This is a genomic window from Butyrivibrio sp. INlla16 (assembly GCF_900104155.1).
GTDB lineage: Bacteria > Bacillota > Clostridia > Lachnospirales > Lachnospiraceae > Butyrivibrio.
Window position 1 is genome coordinate 1 of sequence record NZ_FMYB01000031.1, and the last position, 20,196, is coordinate 20,196.

Here is a 20,196-nt window from a genome sequence, read left to right on the forward strand (position 1 = left end):
TTCATGTCCTGCTCAATCAGGTAGTTAATATAACCTGTAACACCACCGAATTTACCACCAACTGCCTTGGCATAGATCAAATTCTCTGCTTTAAGATTAAGTGATATTTTCTGATAATACCCTTCTCTTTTCGGTCTGCCTACTCTTGATTTATCCATTACATTGACAAGACCATACTGCTCTGCCAAAAGCTTAAGATAGTCTTTTTCAGGTGTAGGAACAGCTTCTACTTCCGGCTTATTTATGAATGACTCTTCTACAGGAGCTACAACCTCGGGTTCTTTTGGTTCAGGAATCACTTCAGGCTCTGGAGAAACTTCTGCTACTACTGCTACTTCTTCTACAACTTCCTTAGCTGCTTCTTTGGTTACTTCTTCTGTCTTAGCAGGCTTTTTAACCGGTGCAGGCTTAGTCTTGGTGGAATTTTCTTTAGTGGTTTCAGCCTTTTTTGAAGATTTTGATGCTTTAGTATAGTTATCAAGCATTTCGTCTACAATGGTTGTATCTTTCTTAGGTGAGTGCTGCTCATCCATTCTCTTTTTATTCAGTGCGTTTAATTTTTCTCTTCTTGACTGTGTTGCCATTATTTCATCCTCCTTGCCAGTTTCTTTGCTACATTCCTGTAATCTTCAGCTGCATTATTTTTAGGACTGTATTCCTGGATAGACTGTCTAAATGACTTACTTTCGCTTGCGATGATACTCTTTCTTATGGTTTCAACTAAGGGACTATCTGAAATCTCAGCAGAAATATCTTCAAGCTGTTCCTTGGCATTCTGATGCATAACGGTGTTTTCATATTTGTTCAGCAAGAGAAGCTCAATCTTAGCATGTGAAACCGGATGATCTCCGTCTCTATACTTAACAAGGTCATTATGAACTTCCCAGATACCATCAATTGAGCCATCATCTGCTTCTGAAGGAATAACAATGCCATCTGATGCCACATATGCCATTGTGAGAAGCGTGGATCTTGAAGGACCATTATCTATGAGAATGAAATGGTAATCATCCTTTATCGGCTTTATAACGTCCTCTAAGAGGAAAAGATCCTGATATTCAGTAAATGTTCTGTCTGCTTTTGACAGTTCTTTTGAGCTGGCAATAACATCAAATGTACCGCATCTCTGGATAGCATCAAGCGTTGCGCATTCTGCCTGAAGCACATCGAAAATTGTAGGCTTTGTGAAATCAGCATCAACATATTTTGAGAGGTTACCCTGCTGATCCAGATCGATGACAAGGACCTTTTTCTTTTGTGCAACAAAAGCAGCTGCAAGTTCTATTGTTGATGTGGTCTTTCCTACTCCACCCTTTTGATTGACGATTCCTAAGACTTTTCCCATGTAAAACTCTCCTCCGGTATATAAAAAATATACGAATATAAAATGTAAAAGATATACCCATATTAAATATTAATATATTAAATAGGCAAATATAATATGTAACCATAAAATATATATCAATAAAATATACGGATATAAAAAATACAAATATCTTAAATATAAGAATATAAAATACAACTATATTATATATGAATATAAAAGATATACAAATAAAAAATATAACTATATCAAATATATCAATAAAAAATACCTATATAAAATATACCGCTATAAATTATATAACAATATTATATATGAGAATAAAATATTTGTCTATTTAAAATATGGATATATAAAATAGATAAATATTAAATATCAGTATATAAAATATAAATATATTATATACGTCGATATTAAATATGTAAATATAATATATGAGAATATTAAATATAAGAATATAAGATAGATATATTTTATATAGTCGAATATTAAATATAACAATATTATATTCCTCAATATGATATACATATATATAATATATACATAATTATTCTTTTGAATCAAAGCCAATTTTGTATATACAATATATATCAATATAAAATATATCTATACTATTCGTTCTGTTCTTCGCTGGGATCCTTACGATATTCTAGAATGTCTTCGACGTTGCAATCAAGCCATTTACAGAAATTTTCGATAGTTGTAGTGGTGACAGGCTGATTTTTGCGAAGGCGCGCAAAAAGAGAAGGACTAAGATTATTGTCCTTCATAAGCTTGTACTGTGTTATTCCTCTTGCCTTCATGGTCTTCCATAGTCTGTCATATACTATCGGCATAATTAATATCCTCTATGGATAGCATAAAAAGACATTACCATTTGTGATAGATACTATAAAAAGTACATACAATATATAGTTATGGTATAATTGACATAATCTGTTATATTCTTTGATTGCTTAATTAATTTATAAATGCATAATTGAATTGCACAAGGTTCAATTAAGGAGAAACTGATGTCAACAAGGATTGTGAATGCATACGATCTTGATGATGCAATTTGTGCCGGCGTTCTGTATGAACATGACGTCAGGGCAGAGAGCTTCGCATTTGAGATCGGCATGATATCTACGCAGCTAAAGAAAATTAGCGCAGGGAAATTTGAATATAATGAAAACTGTGTCCTTATCGACATCACATCTGATGAAGATATACAGGCCATAGGCAAGAAGCTTTCAGAAGTGATACCAGAGTATCCTTTTGTTATATATAAGGATAATGGTGAGAACTTCCTTGCAGTATGCCCTTATGATCAGGGCGGTATTTCAGTTGATGAAGTGATTGATAAGATTTACGATATCGTGGATGCTAAATAAAATTAGATAATTATATCTGGAACAGGTCAGGCGGCCTGTTCTTTTTTTGCGCCAATTTTTAAAAACTTCCAAATTGAGGGTATTTCATATATGAGACCACTTAAGGACGGGAGAAGATTATGAGAAAAAACAGAGTAATGGCGCTTTTGATCATGGTCATAGTCATTGTGATCCTGACTAACTTTGATAAAGCAGCCGGAAAGATAGTTTATAACACAAAGACCATAGAAGAGAGCACAAAGACGATAGACTATAAGTTTTTAAAAATGTCTTACCAGGAGGATACAGATTCTTCATGCCTAAAGGCAGTTGATGAAGTGATTAAGAACCTTCCGGCAGAAGTAGTTACCGGCATATCAGATGGGGAGATAGAGATAAGAATAACTGATAAGGAAAATGCAGACTACTACGATGAAAATACCGGAGCGATCCTTGTATTTGCAACAACTGATAAGGCAGCGATAAGACAGAATATCCTAACAGGCTATGAAAGACTAATGGCAATCGAGAGCTGAATACAGTTATCGCCTGTATTTTAGGCGATTACTGTATTCGTATCCGACCGGACTAAATCAGATTAAAACTTATGTATAGAGAGGTGGAATAAAAATGCCAGGGAAAAGTAAGAATGAAAAATTAGACAGCTTTGACGATATGGATATTTCATACCTCATTGATCTCTGGGGAAGGGATGAGCTATACGCTGAGGATATCTATATCTCAGATAAGTTACATATTCCGCTTGTGCTTCTGTCAGAAAATGGCTGCATAGTAATCGCTTCGGCAGACAGGAACATAAACGCAGATCTAAAGATAAGAGAGTTCCTTGGACTAAATGAAAGGCAGATGGTCCTTTTGAAATCAGTTCAGGGAGAAGTGAGCATTAACCGATTTGGAGAAAGCATATCTTCTTACGATCTTATAGAGTCAGCATCTCTTGAAATAGATTACCTGCAAAACTTAGATGATGAAAATGTAAGAAGCATTAAAGCTAATAGCGTAAAGGTAGATGAATATACCTATGAGGGAGTCAGTTACATTTTAGAAGATACAGATACATGTGATAAGGATGTTTCCAGTAAGATAAAAGAGCGTATAGATGATGAAACATTAACTTACGTTTACGCCATTTTAAAGTATCGGGAAGGAAAGCTCCTTCCACAAGACTATAAAGACATCTTCACAGATGATGAAGGAAACACCTTTGTAAGGAAATACAAAGAAAAAAGAGTACTCGGCATATCAACAGGCCTTGTTGGAGAAAAGGAGTGGTATCAGGTATCTGAGATAGATGAAAAAATTTATGCACTAAAGACAGCAATCCTTGGCTTTACAGGATTTCATAAGTTTATCGTTGGAGAAATTATAGAGGGTATTTTATATGCCCTTACCTGTGGAGGAGCAGGGCTTCTTCCAATGCTGGATGTACTTTCTATAATCTGCGGTGATTACAGATATAAGAGAAATGAATATGAGGATGGCATAAGGTCATCAAACATCATCTACCTTAAAAAGCTAAAGGATGTAAAGATGGCAGCTTTATGTATGTTGCTTTCAGCTGCTATAGGATTCCTTATGACAAGGACGCTATACATGTTCATGCTGGAGCGCATATCAGAAGTTTTAGGCATGGTATTTCAGAATACAGAAATGATTAAAGGAATTGGAGCTGGATACCGTTAGCGCACGTTTTTTGGGCGCTTACGGTATCCGTATCCGACCGGATTTAGACAAATATAAAACGAGCAAGTAAAGAGGAGGAATTAAGTAATGGCAGATCTTGGTGGAGAAATCGGGGCAAGAGAGCTTGATATGTATAACCAGTCACTTACAGAAGTATCAAAAGCTCTTATTGAACTTATAAAACAGATAGCAACAGGAAAGGGAGAGTCCTTCGACGACAAGAACGTAGATAAAGGGATAAAGATGATCCTAAAGCACGCAAAAGATGGCGGAGAGATCAAGGGATCAATTATCGAGAAAAACGAGAATGATGCTTTTGAGAAGTCCCTAAAGGACCAAAGGGTTCCCTTTGCAAAGATAAGGATAGGGGATAAAGAAGGTGGCAGGTCATTTATATACCTTACAAGGGGAGAGCTGTCTATCCCAGGGAAAGAGAAAATAAACGATTCCCAGAAGGTATACAAAGCCTATGAAAAGATAAGAGGTCTTGGGGAAAAGGATAAGCAGGGCAAAGATGAAAAAGGCTTTACTGTTTTAGAAATTGAAAAGCCCCACATAGAAAGGGCATTCATGGAAAGAGAGATCCCCTACACCATAGAACAGACAGAAAACATGCTCTATAAGATAAACATACCTAAAAACTACGAGCTAATAGCTGAAAGGATGATTAAGCAGATAAGGGAGAGACTACAGCAGATCCAGCAGGCAAAGGCAGCTGAAAAGGAGAAGCAGAAAAAAGAAAAGGAAAAGACAACAAAAAAGAGAGAACAGGTAGCGAGGTAAAAGGGATATATGGGGAATGATCCATTAAAGGGCGAAAATGCAAAGAAAGAGTTAAAAAGCAGAATTATATGGGTCCTTATCTTATCGTCGTATTTAGGGGCATTTATTGGCTCTGAGAGGCTATATTACGAATCAAAGGGGCAGGACCTTATAAGTAACATCCCGGATGTCATGCAGGATATATATTCCATGAGGGAAATGGTACTTCCAATATTCAACCTCAAAATATCCCTCCCCGGGGCGCTCTGCCTTATCCCGACAGATTGCGGGATGATATTTGTAGGACTACTCTTTGGATCCATATATGCCCTTAACCAGTACACGGAGTTCATATCAAAGGGGAAGGAGAGAAAGGGTGAAGAATATGGTTCAGGGTCTTTTAACACGGCATATGAGAGCCTTTTAAACAACTATGTTATGTCACCGCCACTTCTTAAAGAGGCAATGATAAACGGGGAAATAAAGATCACCTATTCTGATTACCTTAGATGGAGAATGAAAAAGATATTTGGTTTTGGGAACATGGGGAGGAAGAAAAAAGTTGACTGATTACATGAAAAAGCTCTCAGACATTGATATAAAAGAAATAGCCGAAATGCGATATAAAACAAGAAGAAGCGGCTATGGAAAGGAAGTGTGCATAAGAAAGAGCTTTAGGAATGATGAAAAAAGGATTGGGAGAGCATATTCGCAGATCTATTCCCAGAGAGTGTGCCTATCCCTTGATTCAAACCTTACCCAGCTAAACCTAAACACCATAGTCCTTGGAGGATCCGGTACCGGTAAATCAAGATACTTTGTAAAGCCAAACCTTCTTCAGGGAAATTCATCCTTTGTTGTAACGGATCCATCCGGAGAGCTCCTTCGTAGCGTTGGGCAGACACTTATCGACATGGGATATGAAGTTAAATACCTGAATATCGAGGACATGGACAATTCCATGAGATACAATCCCTTCTGCTACATCTATGAGGATGCAGATATCCCCCTTATGGTGGATGCCCTCATATCAAATATCGAAGGACCTGTTAAGTCAAAGGGAGGCGATTCAAAGTTCTGGGACGAGACATCAAGAACCCTCCTCATAGCCATCTGCGGCTACCTCTTTGAGACACAGCCCATGGAAAAGAGGAACTTCACAAATGTAGTTAAGCTCATGGAACTGATGGATGCAGCTGATGACAGCGAAGTTGAGATGGACGAACTGGATAAGCTCTTTGCAGATCTTGAAAAAGCAAACCCTGACTCCTACGCCGTTTCAAACTATAAAGTAATCAAATCCGCAGGACGCGGAAAAACAGCGCAGAACATCATCATATCAACCCTAGCAATCCTTTCAAGGTTCTTTAAGCTTGAAAAGATTGCTAACCTCACATATAAGGATGAACTGAACCTTGAAGAGATAGGCCAGAAGAAATGTGCGCTCTTTATAATAACGCCCCAGGCAAACACAACCTATAATTTCATAGCAGCTGAGCTTTATACCCAGCTCTTTGACATCCTCTATAAGCAGGGACATAAAAAGGCAAGACAGACAGGAACAGTATCGGTAAAACTGGATGTTCCTGTGAGAATGATAATCGACGAAGCAGGAAATGTCGGCAATATTCCACACCTTGAAAACACCATATCGACCTGCAGAAAATATAACCTCTCCATAGCCCTTATCTATCAGAATAAGGCACAGATAGAGGTCCTGTTTGAAAAGAAATGGGAAACCCTGGTCGGAAACTGCGACTCAATGCTCTTTCTTGGAGGAATAGATGCATCCACAGTAAAGCTTATAAGTGAGCGTCTCGGCAAAGAAACAATTGTGACAAAATATGTATCAAGAACAAAGGGCAGGGGATCATCAAACACGGTAACAACCCAGCCCATGGGAAGGAGCCTAAAGACCACAACAGAACTTGAGCAGCTGACAAATGAAAACTGCATCGTCTTTATAAGATCCATGAAACCGTTTCTTGATAAGAAATATCCCCTTGAAAAACATCCAAATTATAAGAAATCAGGGGATTATAAGGATGAATACCTATATAACCCAAAGCACCTTATAGCTCTTGAAAAAGGCGTATTAAAGAGCCTGGAGGTAGCTCTTGTCGGAGATGATGATTATAGATTCCCCGGGGAAAAGCAAGGTGGCAAAAAAGAAGAACAAAAGATGGTTGAAGAAACCAAAGAAGATCTGATAGAAAGATTCATAAGTGCAGATGCAGGTGATATAAAAAATACTGAAAACGTGGAAGAAATAATAAATATGCTAAAAGAAAAAAAGATAAACCTCTCCCCTTCGGAGATCCTTCAATTCCTTCGCCTAAGCATGGATGACAGAAACAAGGTAACAGAGGTTCTTGAAGGCTATAATCCATATTCGGAATTTGATTTTGTCTAAAATAAATTCGCTGAAAAATGACTTCTAAGAAGATATTCCGACGAAAAAATGTTGTCACAATACACTTTTTCGTCGGAAAAAGTGTTGTTATGATACACTTTTTCGCCTATAATATCATTAAGGTAATTTAGTATCAGAACAAAAGATAAGAGGTTATAGAGTCATGAAAAGAATGCTGATGGATGATCTTGTCGCATGGAAAAATAAGAAACACAGAAAGCCCATGGTCCTTTGGGGTGCTAGACAGGTGGGAAAGACCTGGTTGATGAAGGAGTTTGGACGTGAACATTATAAAAACACTGTCTATATATCTTTCTACAATAATTCCAAAATGAGCAGCATCTTCGATGATGACTATGATGTTAAAAGGATAATAGATGCCATTGAGATAAACCTGCATGTAGAGATTGATCCCAAAGAGACACTTTTAGTGTTTGATGAAGTGCAGTCTGCTCCAAGGGTAGTTGAATCTTTAAAATACTTCTGCGAAGAAGCTCCGGAATATAACGTGATAGCAGCGGGATCCTTACTTGGCGTTGCACTTCATGATGGGATTTCATTCCCGGTAGGAAAAGTTGATGAACTAAGACTCTATCCCATGAACTTTAGGGAGTTCCTTACAGCCATAGGTGAAGATAAACTCTCATCATATCTTGGAGATTATAAAAACAGAGAACTTAAGGATTATTCTGAGAGATATAAAGAACTCCTTAAGGAATACTTTGTTGTCGGAGGAATGCCGGAAGTAGTTGAAAGATTCACAGAAAGCAAAGATTATGCAGAGATCAGGGACCTCCAGCTATCAATAGTAAACCAGTATGAAGGCGACTTTGGTAAGCATGTCAAGGAGAATGAACTTCCCAGGATCCGAATGGTATGGAATGCACTGCCAACACAGCTCGCTAAGGAGAATAAAAAGTTCTTCTTTGGTCAGATCAAAAAAGGAGCAAGGCAGAAAGACTTTGAGATAGCAATACAGTGGCTTGTTGATGCCGGAATCGCATATAAGGTAAATAAAGTCTCAAAACCGGCAATGCCCCTAAAGTCATATGTCGATTTTTCTGCATTCAAACTGTTTATGATAGACATAGGACTTCTTGGTGCCATGAGTGAACTTGATGTGGAAAGCGTACTTACCGGGAGTGACATTTTTACGGAATTTAAGGGGGCACTTAGTGAACAGTATGTCCTCCAGCAGCTCGTTTCAGATACGGACTATACACCTTATTACTATTCAGGTGAAAAATCTACTTATGAGACCGACTTCATGATCCAAAAGGGAAAAGATATAGTACCTCTGGAAGTAAAAGCTGAAGTCAGCCTCAGATCAAAGAGCCTAAAGGTGTACTGCGATAAATATAAGCCTAAGGAAGCGATAAGAATCTCCGGTGCGGATTATATAGATCAGGAATGGATGATCAACGTTCCACTGTGGGGAGTGTCATCCATTTGATTGGCACCGCCAATTCACGAAATAGCCCCTCCCTTATTTGGTCCTGACTACCAAAAAACAAATCGGAAAGAAATGTCAAGGAAGCGCTCCTGCGCTGGCGTTAGCCCTTGTCCTTTACATTTATTTACGATTTGATATAAAAACCATGAGACCAAATGAGGGAGATAAATCAAAAACCTAAAGGGGCGGTGCCATAAGGAAAATCCCTGGGGCTGAAATAAAAATTAAAAAAATTTCAAAGAAAAATAAAAATCTCAAATTTTGATGGTATTTCTCATATGGAGAAGTAAAAAAACCATTATAAGGAGAGATTTTTTTATGCTTAAAAACAGGGTTTCTAAACTTATGGCATATGTCCTTACAGGAGCTATGACATTTTCCGCACTTGGAACAAATGCATATGCTGCTGAGGATATAGCGCCAGTAGAAGATACATACCTAGATGAAAACTTCACTGAAGAAAACGAAATAACCAATGAAGATGACATTGAAGAAAGTGAAGATAAGACAGAAGAAAACATATCTTTAGAAGAAAACAAAATGCCCATTCAGGATATGGAAACAGATGATCAGACGGAAGGCAATGAAGAACAAACAGAAGCTTCTGATATCGCATCTGAAGATCCTGAGTCTTTGGAAGATATAAAGATGGATGAAGAAGCTGAGAGTAAAGAGATCGAAACTGCTACAGAAAACAGTGATGAAGAAACAGAAGATGCACCAGCAGATTCGGAAGAGCCTGTAACAGAGGAAATATCTGTTACAGAAGATGTTCTTACAGAAAAAGAGCTCTCACTGGAAGTTGGTAGCGAAAAGGTAGATGCTATCGGAATGCTTCCAGAGGATGCGGAGCTTTCAGTAAAGGAAGTCACCTATATAGAAGCTGTTGAACAGTCAGTAAATGATGAGACAGGTGAGGGCGCCTTTAAAGTATTTGAAGCCTACGACATTGAAATCATATCAGGTGGTAAAACATGGCAGCCTGTTGAACATGACAGTATCGTAACTATCAAGATCACAGGTGCAGACATCCCTACGGAAGAAGAAATCGAAGTCTATAGAATTGAAGATGATAATGCAGGCGTAACACTTCTTAGCTCTGAAGCATTTGATGATGGTGTTAGCTTTGAAACAGAGCATTTTACTGTCTTTACGATTGGAAGCACCACATATGAGACAGATGATGCCACAACAAAGTGGGATGTGTCAGAAGCTCAGGATGGATCTATCATTTATCCTTGGAACACCGGGATCCGGTAAGAGTCTGCAGGCCAAAGGTGAAATGCTAAACGTCCTTCTTGGAAGTAACTCGGACCTTATCTGTGGATGCTTCTTCTGACACTGTTTACAAGAAAGAAGAGATATAAGTGGCATGGAATTATCTCTGCAAGAAAGTTCAGATTTGCAGAAGTAAAGGATGTAACAGGCTCAGGACTTCTTTATCAGGACTATATCGATAAGTACAAGAATCTTGGAACAATCTATGATGAACTTAGAAAAATCGGAGACTATACACTACTTCCTGTTAATACAAAGGCGGACATTAAGTATGGTGATGACTGTCTTACCGTGATCGCCAGCGAAGAGGAAGTGTTCAGCGTCTTAAATAAGCTTCCAAGAGGAATTGGAACAGTGAATGTAAACATCCATAACGATATGGCCGGGTTTGAAATGCCACTTACTTTTACACTTTAAGATAAGGCACAAGGAGTGATTATATGCAGCTTTTTGAGAATCTTACAAGCTTGCTAAAGAATACAATGTTTTTTAACAGCTACGTCAAATACTGGCCGGAGCCGTTAAATGATGCATCTTTTGATGTATTCATACTGATATTGTTCGTAGGACTGGTAGTTATTCCAGAGCTATACTACATGCTTCAGACAAGGGTTGTGAGATTTCAGATAAAGAAGAAAAACAGAGAATATGCTCAGATTGCAGCGAGTGGAAAGAGGGATGCCGAGGTCTACGCGGAGAAAAACCTTATAGAACAGTACCTCAAATTCCTCCTTGTAGCCCACTGCATCGATAAGGATATAGATATCAGCTTCGAAGAGTGGAAAGAAGTGAGGTATGGGGAGGGCTTTTCCGAGAATGGGGAAGCCCAGATAAGTGAAAAGGAGGAGTCTGTTTCAGGGGATGCCTTTGGAAAAATGAAAGAGGCCGCAGGATCAATCCAGAAAAAGGTAGCGGATATAAATATGTTTGGACTAATAAATGGCAAAAAGAATAGAAAAGCTGTAACGGAGAAAGTCACTGCGATAGAAGAGGTCAAAAAGAATATTGAAGAGAGTAGTAAAGAGGTAAAAGCTGAGCCTATTGAGTTCAAAGGACGACAGAAACCTGAAAACGTAAACATTACTTCTGATGATGGCCTTGATGAGTTTGAGAGAATCCTCAATTCCATAAAGATGAAGCAGGATGAGAAAAAGCGTATCAGTAAAAGGAACAGGCAGGACAGTGCTATCGAAATGAAAAGGAGAAGATCCCTTGAGGATTGTCTTGCCATGAGAGAAGAAGAGCCGGAAGGGAAAACTGTCCCGGTCGAAACAGACAAGAGAATCTATGATGCTAAAGAAGCTGCCATGAGGCTTAAGGAAAAAGAAATGCAAAGGAAAAAGAGGCAGGAAGAAAGGCTAATTAGAAAAGAGAGCGAAAGCGAGGACCTGCAGGGGGAGGCAGTATGTTCATGCAAGTGATCAGCTTCATTTTGGCATCGGCGATATCAATATCTGCCGGAGTTTTGCTTCTAAATATCATTTTGAAGCTGTCTTCGGCACATGAAGGTGATAGAAAGTGAATGAGTATGAGAGAAGTCTGCTCGAAACAATCATTAGGGAGCGGGAACTTAACCGCTTTCTGATGATGGTTTCAAGACTTCTCTTTTTTGATTTACGGAGCATTCTCCATATATATGACTTAAACAAGGATGCATCTTTCGTTGGAGGAAGAAAGCTTTTCGAGAGATTATCCATGAAGATAACAGAAGGGCAAAAGCCATTTGTCATACCGGCAACCATATATGGTTTTGAGGATGAATTGGTATTTGCAAGAGCTGTTTCAGTAAAACTTTTTGATATTGCCCAGACTGATGGAGTCATCCCGGATAAAAGCGTGGACATAGAAAAGGCGCTAAAGCAAAGGGAAAAGGCTCTTATCATAGGGAGCGGATCTGGAAGCAGCTTTTACAGGATGACCGATATCGGCTTGGAAATGTACGTTCCAGATGGTGTCCTTATGGAAAAGGAACTGTTATGGGAAAAGCTTCTGCTCCTTTATACAGACAAATGCTTTGAAGAGCGAGGTTGCCAGGGCGACATACTGATACCTTTTGTTAAGTGCATTTTGTGCAAGCATTTTAGGGTGGGAACAGATAAGGATGTTCAGATACTTACCGTAAAGCTGTTAAACGCTGGGGCAGATTCAGCATTTGCAATCCTTGAAGATGCATTAAAAGTAGCCAGGGTTCTTGCAGAAAAGCTCACCTATAAAAGACTTTCCTTTAATCAGATTCTTATTGTAAATGGAATACTGCTTCTTCAAAAGGACAGGACCATAGAGAACATAAGAGATATAGAGGGAAAGGTCAAGGATCCCTTTCTAAAGTGGGAAGCGGAGGATCTAAGGCTAAAGCTTATTGATAAAAGCGATGAGTTTATAAGAAATCTCTATAGAGAAAAAATAACAGGGAATGGGATATATACATATCCATACCGGAACATGGAAGCTGGGGACCGTTAGCGCACGTATTTGGGGCGATTACGGACCCCGTATCCGACCGGGGTTTGTAAGATGAAAACTAGTGTACTGACATGTTGATATTTAATCAAATTATATCTATTAATCCGTGCCATTTCTTGGTAAAATAAAAGAAAAAGCACGGAGGCACAGCAATGGCAGGCAGACCAAAAAAGTATCATATCAATCTCACTGACGAAGAATTCAAAAGCATCAAGTCGATAATTCGCAAGAAGAGTACAAGCAAAACACTAAGGACAAGATGCCAGATTATCCTTGATCTTGATGAGAATCATGGAAAAATGTTGTCATATGAGCAATGCTATAAATCAAATGGAGTCTGTCATGCAACAGTCTCTAATACTGTTAAAGGCTATGCCACAAAAGGTATGGATTACCTAAAAGGTCTCAACAGAAATGAGAATTCCAATAATGCTCGCCGTAAGGTTGATGGTCGGATTGAAGCCCATCTTGTTCAAATAGCTTGCAGTCCGGCACCTGAAGGACATAGCAGATGGACAATACGCTTATTGGAAGATGAACTCAAGGTTGTTTTGGACACTGATGAAACCATTAGTCGCGAAGCTATCCGTAAGGCTTTAAAAAAAACAAACTTAGACCTCACAAAAACTCCTACTACTGCATTCCAAAGAAAAACGACCCGGAATTCGTAGCTGCAATGGAGGATATCCTGGATGTCTATGAAAGACCATACAATCCGGATTGCCCTGTAGTCTGCATGGATGAAAAGCCATATCAGCTACTCGGAGATGTAAGAGATCCACTTCCTATGAGACCTGGAGATGATGCAATCATAGATTCAGAATACCAGCGTAACGGAACATGCAGTATATTTGCCTTTGTGGAACCATTAGGTGGCAAACATCATGCCAGCGTTCGAGAACATCGAACCGCTGAAGACTGGGCTGAAGAAATCCAATACCTTGTTGATGTTATGTATCCTGATGTAGAAAAGATAGTCCTGGTCATGGATAATCTGAATACACATAAACCTGCATCATTATACAAAATCCTTCCTCCTGACGAAGCACGCAGGATAATTAAAAAGTTAGAAATACACTATACTCCCAAGCATGGCAGCTGGCTCGATATAGCAGAAATTGAGCTTAATGTTATGACAAGACAGTGTCTGTCCCGTCGCATACCGAATATCGATTTACTCAAGGCAGAACTCAGTGCATGGGAGGATGAGCGTAATGCAACTAAAGCAACTGTTGACTGGCAATTTAAAACATCTGACGCAAGAATAAAACTCAAATCGCTATACCCCGTTCTTTAAGGCGGGGAGCGACTTTGATTAATTGTGAACGTGTCAGTACACTAGAGTATACAGAGGTGAGTAAGAAAAGTATGAAAGAAAAGGAATTATTCTGCGCGGCATCAGGGAGAGATGATTATGGTGTCGGCAGGTCTTTAATAAGGCTGGAGACAAAAATAGTAGATGGGGATAATGAGGAAAGTATCTTAAGAGAAACCTTCGTTGATTATCCGGAGATAACGCTGTTTAGGGGCGGAAGGTTTGTTATGGCAGATATAAAGTTCGGAGACAGTTTAAATGTAGATTACGTGAATATGAGAGCCCAGCTTTTAGAGCTGATGGTTCCCCAAAACAGCCGGGATGAAGAGGAAGATACATGTCCAGTTACCGTGCTTACAATCATGCCAAAGGAATACATGGGCGAGTACTTTATCTGCGGTATGCATCCTGCGTGGAGTTTTATATCTTCAAAGGTGGATGGGGCAAATGATACTATCAGATTCATTTTTAATAATGAGGATATCCATTCCTATGAAGTAGATTCAGAAGTATTTGAAAAAGAAGATGAGAAGGAGGATTAAGATGCTTGGAAACAGACAAAAAGTAAGGATTCCTGCTTATCTAGAGAAAAAAATACCATATGAAAAATGCTATGAAAGCGCAGGTCTTATTTACCTTAACGGAAAATATACAAAGATGTATCTGGTGGATGAGATAGATCCTGATAACGTGAAAGACTATGATGCCCAGATAGCCGCCATGAAGATGGAGGATCTGCTTAACAGCTTCACAAGGGACATTTCCTTTCAGTTTCTTGTACATAACAGGCTTGTAGAAAAGAAGCAGTATTTATCGAAACTGTTCTATGATCCTAAGAGCTATGAGGGTATGGAGGATATAGTTGAAAGCTATGATGAAGTTATTATGGAAAACTTCGAAATAGGTCATAACAATGTAAGGAAAGTCCTCTATTTTGTTGCTTCCCTAAAAGCTGATACAGCGGATGATGCTGATAAGCGCTTTAGAGAGATTGAAAAGGGGCTTAGAGAATCATTCTCAAGGATGTATGGGATAACAGTAAGGGCACTGTCATTAAAGGACAGGCTTAAGGTTATGTATCTCATTTACAATCCCCTGGGCGATAAGTTTGGAGACATCATAAGGCTTTCTGAGGATGAAAAGGAGCTTGATCTTGGAAACCTTAAGTACATGAAGCTTACAACAAAAGACCTCGTTGCTCCTGTATCCATGAATACCGGAGCTGGTCTTGTGGACTATGGAATCCTTGGTGAGAAGACAGAAAGACCACTGTATTTTAGATCCTTTTATATAAACATGATCCCAGAGGATGTCAGTCCTTCCTTTGTATCGGATATCACAAATATATCTTCAAACATGCTGTTTTCTACAATCTATGAACCGCTTGATGAAGAGATGGGATTTAACAGTGCAGCAGAAACAGTTAAGAAGGATACTATAATCACCAAAAAAGCAAAGAGAGATACCGTAAAGGACAGGAAGAATCATACGACTTCTACTGTGGAGGAACTAAAGAGAAGAACAGAGGAAGCATATTTTACAAGACAGGCGGTAGAAATGCTTAAAAAGGTGGTGGCATCATCCGGCAGGGCATTTAACTGTATCTTTGTCATAACTTTGTATTCAGAAGATCTTGAGATGCTAGATGTAGATACAGAGCTTTTGAACATTTCCGCTGCGAAATTCGATACTTCCATAAGGACACTTGATTATATGCAGGATAAGGGACTGATGAGCTGCCTTCCATTAGGAAAGAGCTATATTGATGCATACAGAGTGCTTGATGCTAAGCGGCTTTCTAAACTCTCACCTATAGGTGTTGCTGACGCTGTGAAAAAGGACGGACTTTTCTGCGGCCTTAATTCCATAAATGATACCCTGATTCTTCTAAACCGGAAGAACAACGTAAACTTATCAGGACTGATAGCCGGAACAGAGCACTCGGGAAAAACCTACCAGATGAAGAGAGAAATTCTAAGTGCCGTCATGGGGTCTGATGATAATATCAGCATCATAGTAAGAAGTGATGAGTATGATGACTTTGCTAAAAAACTTGGGGGAACTGTAAGAGAATTTCTTGTGCCGGACATATTTGAGATTGAAAAAGGCTATGGTCTTATCGGTGATGATATAGAAAGTAAGGGCTATTATCTTGATGCTCTCTTTACTTCACTTAATGTGAAAACAGACTGTCTGGATGAAGAAGCTGAAGATATTGGTTTAAAGGTTGAGGCTGAAGTTAAGAGATTCATAGAAGAGTTCAGAGAACGCGGAGAAAGTAGTATGTCTGAGCTCTATTTGGAAAAAAGAGCTGAATATCCCTTTTTATCAAAGGGCATAAGCGCTCTTCATGATAAATACGATGCAGAGATGGAAGAGGAAAGAGCAAGAATTACGGTTTACAAGACATGCAACGATGCAGAAGTGCTGATGCTCTTAGATTATCTCTGGAATAAGGGGATAAAGGATAAGAAGAAGGGAATAAGCAACTGGATCTTCATAGATGATGCAGACGATGTCCTTCGTACTGTTGAAGGAACAGAGTATTTCATCAAATATCTGTCCGATTCTTCCGACATGCAGACGATAACAACCTTTGTCATAAAAGACAGCCTTTCTCTTTTTAACAATCCAACGAAGACTACATACCTTGAAAATGCAGTTAATGCCTGCGGATATGTAAAGCTCCTTAACCAGGGACCGATTGAGAGAAAGAAATTTGAGGAGATACTTAATATCCCTTCTGCACTTATTCCTTATGTGAGCAGCGTATCGCCGGGGAAAGGACTGATAATAACTCCGCAGAGTAATATAGCATTTAATGACAATTTCACGGAAGTGTACCCTGATAGCAGTTTTAAAGATATTTTCCATATACCGGTAAAGCAGAGGATCAGAGATTAAAATACATCAAGAATATAAAGAAGAGAATAGCCATACAATATATGAGGTCTGTTATTGCCAAAATAGACCAGAGAAAAAGGTGGATACTCCGTTCGTAGCCCAGTTTTCGGGAACTGGAGTCCAATAAATATCCCATCCCAATATCTAGTGGTTGCAAAACAGAACATACATTCGTATAATTATAAACACCAACAGAACAATTGTTCGCCATGCGTGGGTATATTGATCCAAGGGAGTGTCAGCGTGCACAGGCATTCCTTAGTTTCAGAATGGCAGGTGATAGCAGCAATATGGCTAAAAGAATAGGTTATAAGGTTTATGTGGATACTATTGTCAGGTTCTCATCAGAGGGGCAGATAAGACCATTGTCAATTGAATGGGAAGATGGCAGGAGGTATGAGATAACAAGGGTCAAGGACTGCGTCCCGGGAGCAAGCAGAAGAGCCGGTGGTGCAGGACTTGTATATACATGTATCGTAGATGGAAAGGAAGTACATCTGTATTTTGAAGACTGTCCTAATGGAGCAAAATGGTTTCTTGAATCAAAGGCATGACAGTCGGAAAGAGAGGACAGATATGGTATTTGCAGTGGATTTTGATGGGACCATTTCTCTGGGCGACTGGCCTTCAGTTGGTCCTGCTAATATAGGACTCATTGATTTTTTGATAAAAAAGCAGAAGGAAGGGGACAAGCTGATTCTCTGGACGTGCAGAGCAGGAGAACCCCTTGAAAAAGCTATAGAGTTTTGCCGGGATAACGGACTATACTTTGACGCTGTTAATGACAACCTTCCTGAGACTATAGAAAAGTACGGCTCCAATTCAAGGAAGATCACCTGTGATGTCTATATTGATGACAGGGCATGTAACGCCGGTGAATATGAGAAAAGCACAACGCTCGATATGGATAGAATAGAAATGGAGCTTATACGCTACGCAGATATGGTGGCGATGGCAGGATGAGGATTGGAAAATATAAGGATTCTGATTGTTAAATGTAGGCAATCAGAATCCTTTTTCTGTATAATTGAGGAATAGGGTTAATTTATCAGACAGATTTAAGGAGAAATAAGAGTTTGAAAACATGTATCATCTATTATTCCAAACACCATGGAAATACTAAGAAGCTTCTCGATACCATAAAGGCAGTGAATCCCGAGGTGGAGCTTATCGATGCAACAGAGAAAAGAGAAGCAGATTTAAATGGATATGAGAGGATTGGCTTTGCTTCAGGAGTATACTACGGGAAATTTGCCGAGCAGGTGCTGACTTTTGCTAAGGTGAACCTTCCGCCGCAGAAGGATGTATTTTTCATCGCAACAGCGGGAAATCCACTTAAGAGTAACTTTAACAGTATTGCAGTTGTTGCAAAGGACAAGCAGAGCAAGGAGCTGGGCAGATTCCAATGTAAGGGATTTGACGCATTTGGACCATTCAAGCTTGTTGGTGGCATTCAGAAAGGACATCCTACGGAGGGTGAGGTTACTGAGGCGGTGAATTTCTATAAAAATCTGTAAGGGGAGTAAATATGGGGCTTATTGAACTTGCCAGTGGAAATTCAGTATGGCGTGGTATGGACTATTACAACACTAAGAAGACTAAATCTGTAGAGAAAACAGGGTCATATACATATGACGGTACTGTTCAGGGTGAGCAGCTTTATCATGTTCACATAGACAAGGAGCATCCGAGGAAATCTTCATGTACCTGTCCCTTTGCCGAGGGAAGGAGAGTTATCTGTAAACATATGATAGCTCTCTATTTCACTGCGGAGCCCAAGGCTGCTGAGGACTTCCTTAAGCAGGTTGAGGAATGGGAAAAAGAGGAAGAGGAAGAAGAACAGCGTCACTATGAGGAACTGAGGAAGTATGTTTACAGTTTGAGCAAGGCTGAACTCCAGCAGTTATATCTAGAAGCACTTATAGAAGAGGAAGAAAGACGCAATAGATATTGGTGAGGGATTCATATGGTTCAGATTAAGTTGGGACAAGCTCTTTTGATTATATGCTGCGTGTTTTATCTGATATGGTGGGGAGTTGCATTTCGCCCATCACATGGAGATAGTCATACGCACGGGATTGATGGGATACTACTTCTTGCTACAGCAATTGTTGGTTTGTCGGGGCTTGCTGTGAATATGATGGGGATTGTTAAAACACCACCAGAAAAAGGATTCATTTCAGGGCTCATTATTATAGCCACTGGCATAGTTACATATTTGATTCTGCTCTATGGAACCAGGGTTTTTCTTCACAGGCAGGTGACGTCTGAACTATTTTTAATAGTAGGATGGTCGATGCTTGAAGTGGCATCTATAAACCGGGCTTTTGCCTGGGAGACAGTTACGATAGATAAGGCTGCTATTCTACTTATATTAACTGCGATAGCAGCAATACTTAGTCTGTTTTTCTATTTGCAATATTACAGAGTAAAGCCAATGACAGGATATCTGTTTGGAATGGTTCCGCTTATTACAGAAGCGATAACAATGGGGATATTTGAATTATTAACAAAGTAGGAGCTGGGGATCGTTAGCGTCTGTTCTTTAGACGGTTACGGACCCCGTATCCGACCGGACTAAGTCAGATTTAAATTTTGGTATAGAGAGGTGGAGTTTTGAAATGTGGGAAATGGACTATGATCAGGCGGCAGCGGTATGGATCAATAAGGATAAGGAATCTGTCCATATGGAAAAAGTGGATCTCAAGACTAAGATAGATGATTTCATAAAAGCAGATATTTGATGGAGACTTTGGATGCGAGGAGCTTGCACCCGGAGAAAGGCCAAAGGTTTCCGTAATTCTTGAAAATGAAGAGGGTCAAACAAAGTTTGCATCTGTAGAAGATGCATGGCTTACGGATAGAGGGCTTAATATAGGAGATGTTTGGTCTGTGGAGTGAAAGAAGGAATAGTTACGATGAAAAAGACAATAGCAATTATAGCCGGTGTAATACCGGCAGTTTCTGCAGTAATAGCAATTTTTCTGATGGTATCACACTTTGATTCCGCGGTGATAAGGACAGTAATTAACATAACTACATTTCTTGGATTTTTAGGATTTGTATTCTTTTTTGCTGGCCGCAAGCTTGGGGGAGGGGATAAAACCGTCCGTATCCTAGGTGTTTTGGATCTGCTTGCTACGGCAAGTATCGTTGGATTCTACATTGTTGCAATCTTTGCATTTGGGCTGTGACTTTGGGATAGTGGAGAGGGATTCATATTTAACT

General features: G+C 39.3%; 25 protein-coding genes. 22 read left to right on the forward strand and 3 right to left on the reverse strand.

Annotated features, from left to right (window positions below; all coding sequences use genetic code 11):
* From BLR42_RS14030 to BLR42_RS14040, 3 genes are all read right to left on the reverse strand, one after another.
* Positions 1–584, reverse strand: a 584-nt coding sequence (locus tag BLR42_RS14030; RefSeq protein ID WP_207648551.1) for a hypothetical protein, incomplete at its 3' end; no start/stop codon positions are given.
* Positions 584–1,345, reverse strand: coding sequence for a ParA family protein (locus BLR42_RS14035; RefSeq protein ID WP_091870365.1), 762 nt, complete (start codon positions 1,343–1,345; stop codon positions 584–586). The genes BLR42_RS14035 and BLR42_RS14030, both read right to left, overlap by 1 nt.
* A 590-nt stretch (positions 1,346–1,935) precedes the next feature.
* Complete coding sequence (locus BLR42_RS14040) at positions 1,936–2,160, reverse strand: helix-turn-helix domain-containing protein (RefSeq protein WP_091870368.1); 225 nt, start codon at positions 2,158–2,160, stop codon at positions 1,936–1,938.
* Between the two features lie 177 nt (positions 2,161–2,337).
* Between BLR42_RS14040 and BLR42_RS14045 the strand changes: the two genes are divergently transcribed.
* The 22 genes from BLR42_RS14045 to BLR42_RS14150 all read left to right on the forward strand — a co-directional run bounded on the left by BLR42_RS14045 (position 2,338) and on the right by BLR42_RS14150 (position 20,162).
* On the forward strand, positions 2,338–2,697 hold the full coding sequence (locus BLR42_RS14045) for a hypothetical protein (RefSeq protein WP_091870370.1): 360 nt from the start codon (positions 2,338–2,340) through the stop codon (positions 2,695–2,697).
* A 119-nt stretch (positions 2,698–2,816) separates the two neighbouring features.
* The gene (locus BLR42_RS14050) at positions 2,817–3,212 is read left to right on the forward strand and encodes a hypothetical protein (protein ID WP_091870373.1); all 396 of its coding nucleotides are present in this window, start codon (positions 2,817–2,819) and stop codon (positions 3,210–3,212) included.
* A 94-nt stretch (positions 3,213–3,306) separates the two neighbouring features.
* Positions 3,307–4,380, forward strand: a complete 1,074-nt coding sequence (locus BLR42_RS14055; protein WP_091870376.1) for an NINE protein — start codon at positions 3,307–3,309, stop codon at positions 4,378–4,380.
* Positions 4,381–4,467: 87 nt separating this feature from the next.
* Entirely contained in the window at positions 4,468–5,163 is a 696-nt protein-coding gene (locus tag BLR42_RS14060) for a hypothetical protein (protein ID WP_091870378.1), read from the forward strand.
* A 9-nt stretch (positions 5,164–5,172) separates the two neighbouring features.
* Entirely contained in the window at positions 5,173–5,712 is a 540-nt protein-coding gene (locus BLR42_RS14065; protein WP_091870381.1) for a hypothetical protein, read from the forward strand.
* Positions 5,705–7,555: a VirD4-like conjugal transfer protein, CD1115 family gene (locus BLR42_RS14070; RefSeq protein ID WP_091870384.1), complete on the forward strand. Its 1,851-nt coding sequence runs from the start codon at positions 5,705–5,707 to the stop codon at positions 7,553–7,555. Before BLR42_RS14065 ends, BLR42_RS14070 begins: the two co-directional genes overlap by 8 nt.
* 163 nt (positions 7,556–7,718) lie before the next feature.
* Positions 7,719–9,008 carry an ATP-binding protein gene (locus BLR42_RS14075; protein ID WP_091870386.1) on the forward strand — a complete coding sequence of 430 codons (1,290 nt, stop codon included), beginning with the start codon at positions 7,719–7,721 and terminating at the stop codon, positions 9,006–9,008.
* A 318-nt stretch (positions 9,009–9,326) separates the two neighbouring features.
* Positions 9,327–10,268: a hypothetical protein gene (locus tag BLR42_RS14080; RefSeq protein ID WP_091870389.1), complete on the forward strand. Its 942-nt coding sequence runs from the start codon at positions 9,327–9,329 to the stop codon at positions 10,266–10,268.
* 66 nt (positions 10,269–10,334) lie between these two features.
* The gene (locus BLR42_RS14085) at positions 10,335–10,703 is read left to right on the forward strand and encodes a hypothetical protein (RefSeq protein WP_091870392.1); all 369 of its coding nucleotides are present in this window, start codon (positions 10,335–10,337) and stop codon (positions 10,701–10,703) included.
* 23 nt (positions 10,704–10,726) lie between these two features.
* On the forward strand, positions 10,727–11,707 hold the full coding sequence (locus tag BLR42_RS14090; RefSeq protein ID WP_091870395.1) for a hypothetical protein: 981 nt from the start codon (positions 10,727–10,729) through the stop codon (positions 11,705–11,707).
* Positions 11,708–11,804: 97 nt separating this feature from the next.
* Entirely contained in the window at positions 11,805–12,749 is a 945-nt protein-coding gene (locus BLR42_RS14095) for a hypothetical protein (protein ID WP_091870397.1), read from the forward strand.
* A 152-nt stretch (positions 12,750–12,901) separates the two neighbouring features.
* Positions 12,902–13,420, forward strand: coding sequence for a COG3415 family protein (locus tag BLR42_RS14100; protein ID WP_044917184.1), 519 nt, complete (start codon positions 12,902–12,904; stop codon positions 13,418–13,420).
* Positions 13,390–14,046 carry an IS630 family transposase gene (locus BLR42_RS14105; protein WP_139165171.1) on the forward strand — a complete coding sequence of 219 codons (657 nt, stop codon included), beginning with the start codon at positions 13,390–13,392 and terminating at the stop codon, positions 14,044–14,046. The genes BLR42_RS14100 and BLR42_RS14105 overlap by 31 nt, the downstream gene beginning before the upstream one ends.
* A gap of 71 nt (positions 14,047–14,117) precedes the next feature.
* Positions 14,118–14,606 carry a hypothetical protein gene (locus tag BLR42_RS14110; RefSeq protein WP_091870401.1) on the forward strand — a complete coding sequence of 163 codons (489 nt, stop codon included), beginning with the start codon at positions 14,118–14,120 and terminating at the stop codon, positions 14,604–14,606.
* Between the two features lies 1 nt (position 14,607).
* Positions 14,608–16,968 (forward strand): hypothetical protein, encoded by a 2,361-nt coding sequence (locus BLR42_RS14115; protein ID WP_091870403.1) that lies wholly within the window; start codon positions 14,608–14,610, stop codon positions 16,966–16,968.
* A 290-nt stretch (positions 16,969–17,258) separates the two neighbouring features.
* A complete protein-coding gene (locus BLR42_RS14120; protein WP_091870477.1) occupies positions 17,259–17,522 on the forward strand; it encodes a hypothetical protein in 264 nt (87 codons plus the stop codon).
* A gap of 22 nt (positions 17,523–17,544) precedes the next feature.
* Positions 17,545–17,931 (forward strand): hypothetical protein, encoded by a 387-nt coding sequence (locus BLR42_RS14125; RefSeq protein WP_242879336.1) that lies wholly within the window; start codon positions 17,545–17,547, stop codon positions 17,929–17,931.
* Positions 17,932–18,044: 113 nt separating this feature from the next.
* Complete coding sequence (locus BLR42_RS14130; protein ID WP_091870404.1) at positions 18,045–18,485, forward strand: flavodoxin domain-containing protein; 441 nt, start codon at positions 18,045–18,047, stop codon at positions 18,483–18,485.
* Between the two features lie 11 nt (positions 18,486–18,496).
* Positions 18,497–18,925 (forward strand): SWIM zinc finger family protein, encoded by a 429-nt coding sequence (locus BLR42_RS14135; RefSeq protein ID WP_091870407.1) that lies wholly within the window; start codon positions 18,497–18,499, stop codon positions 18,923–18,925.
* Between the two features lie 9 nt (positions 18,926–18,934).
* Entirely contained in the window at positions 18,935–19,486 is a 552-nt protein-coding gene (locus tag BLR42_RS14140) for a hypothetical protein (RefSeq protein ID WP_091870409.1), read from the forward strand.
* 103 nt (positions 19,487–19,589) lie between these two features.
* Positions 19,590–19,712, forward strand: a complete 123-nt coding sequence (locus BLR42_RS23805; protein WP_278289276.1) for a hypothetical protein — start codon at positions 19,590–19,592, stop codon at positions 19,710–19,712.
* A 174-nt stretch (positions 19,713–19,886) separates the two neighbouring features.
* Positions 19,887–20,162, forward strand: a complete 276-nt coding sequence (locus BLR42_RS14150; RefSeq protein WP_139165172.1) for a hypothetical protein — start codon at positions 19,887–19,889, stop codon at positions 20,160–20,162.
* Positions 20,163–20,196: the final 34 nt, after the last annotated feature.

Excerpts from the sequence above, each read along its gene's own strand:
- BLR42_RS14110 (WP_091870401.1), top strand. The coding sequence starts at position 14,118 with ATGAAAGAAAAGGAATTATTCTGCGCGGCATCAGGGAGAGATGATTAT.
- BLR42_RS14150 (WP_139165172.1), top strand. The coding sequence starts at position 19,887 with ATGAAAAAGACAATAGCAATTATAGCCGGTGTAATACCGGCAGTTTCT.
- BLR42_RS23805 (WP_278289276.1), top strand. The coding sequence starts at position 19,590 with ATGTGGGAAATGGACTATGATCAGGCGGCAGCGGTATGGATCAATAAG.
- BLR42_RS14060 (WP_091870378.1), top strand. The coding sequence starts at position 4,468 with ATGGCAGATCTTGGTGGAGAAATCGGGGCAAGAGAGCTTGATATGTAT.
- BLR42_RS14035 (WP_091870365.1), bottom strand. The coding sequence starts at position 1,345 with ATGGGAAAAGTCTTAGGAATCGTCAATCAAAAGGGTGGAGTAGGAAAG.
- BLR42_RS14075 (WP_091870386.1), top strand. The coding sequence starts at position 7,719 with ATGAAAAGAATGCTGATGGATGATCTTGTCGCATGGAAAAATAAGAAA.
- BLR42_RS14125 (WP_242879336.1), top strand. The coding sequence starts at position 17,545 with ATGGTATTTGCAGTGGATTTTGATGGGACCATTTCTCTGGGCGACTGG.
- BLR42_RS14080 (WP_091870389.1), top strand. The coding sequence starts at position 9,327 with ATGCTTAAAAACAGGGTTTCTAAACTTATGGCATATGTCCTTACAGGA.
- BLR42_RS14085 (WP_091870392.1), top strand. The coding sequence starts at position 10,335 with ATGCTTCTTCTGACACTGTTTACAAGAAAGAAGAGATATAAGTGGCAT.
- BLR42_RS14090 (WP_091870395.1), top strand. The coding sequence starts at position 10,727 with ATGCAGCTTTTTGAGAATCTTACAAGCTTGCTAAAGAATACAATGTTT.
- BLR42_RS14135 (WP_091870407.1), top strand. The coding sequence starts at position 18,497 with ATGGGGCTTATTGAACTTGCCAGTGGAAATTCAGTATGGCGTGGTATG.
- BLR42_RS14050 (WP_091870373.1), top strand. The coding sequence starts at position 2,817 with ATGAGAAAAAACAGAGTAATGGCGCTTTTGATCATGGTCATAGTCATT.
- BLR42_RS14055 (WP_091870376.1), top strand. The coding sequence starts at position 3,307 with ATGCCAGGGAAAAGTAAGAATGAAAAATTAGACAGCTTTGACGATATG.
- BLR42_RS14100 (WP_044917184.1), top strand. The coding sequence starts at position 12,902 with ATGGCAGGCAGACCAAAAAAGTATCATATCAATCTCACTGACGAAGAA.
- BLR42_RS14045 (WP_091870370.1), top strand. The coding sequence starts at position 2,338 with ATGTCAACAAGGATTGTGAATGCATACGATCTTGATGATGCAATTTGT.
- BLR42_RS14040 (WP_091870368.1), bottom strand. The coding sequence starts at position 2,160 with ATGCCGATAGTATATGACAGACTATGGAAGACCATGAAGGCAAGAGGA.
- BLR42_RS14115 (WP_091870403.1), top strand. The coding sequence starts at position 14,608 with ATGCTTGGAAACAGACAAAAAGTAAGGATTCCTGCTTATCTAGAGAAA.
- BLR42_RS14120 (WP_091870477.1), top strand. The coding sequence starts at position 17,259 with ATGGCTAAAAGAATAGGTTATAAGGTTTATGTGGATACTATTGTCAGG.
- BLR42_RS14065 (WP_091870381.1), top strand. The coding sequence starts at position 5,173 with ATGGGGAATGATCCATTAAAGGGCGAAAATGCAAAGAAAGAGTTAAAA.
- BLR42_RS14140 (WP_091870409.1), top strand. The coding sequence starts at position 18,935 with ATGGTTCAGATTAAGTTGGGACAAGCTCTTTTGATTATATGCTGCGTG.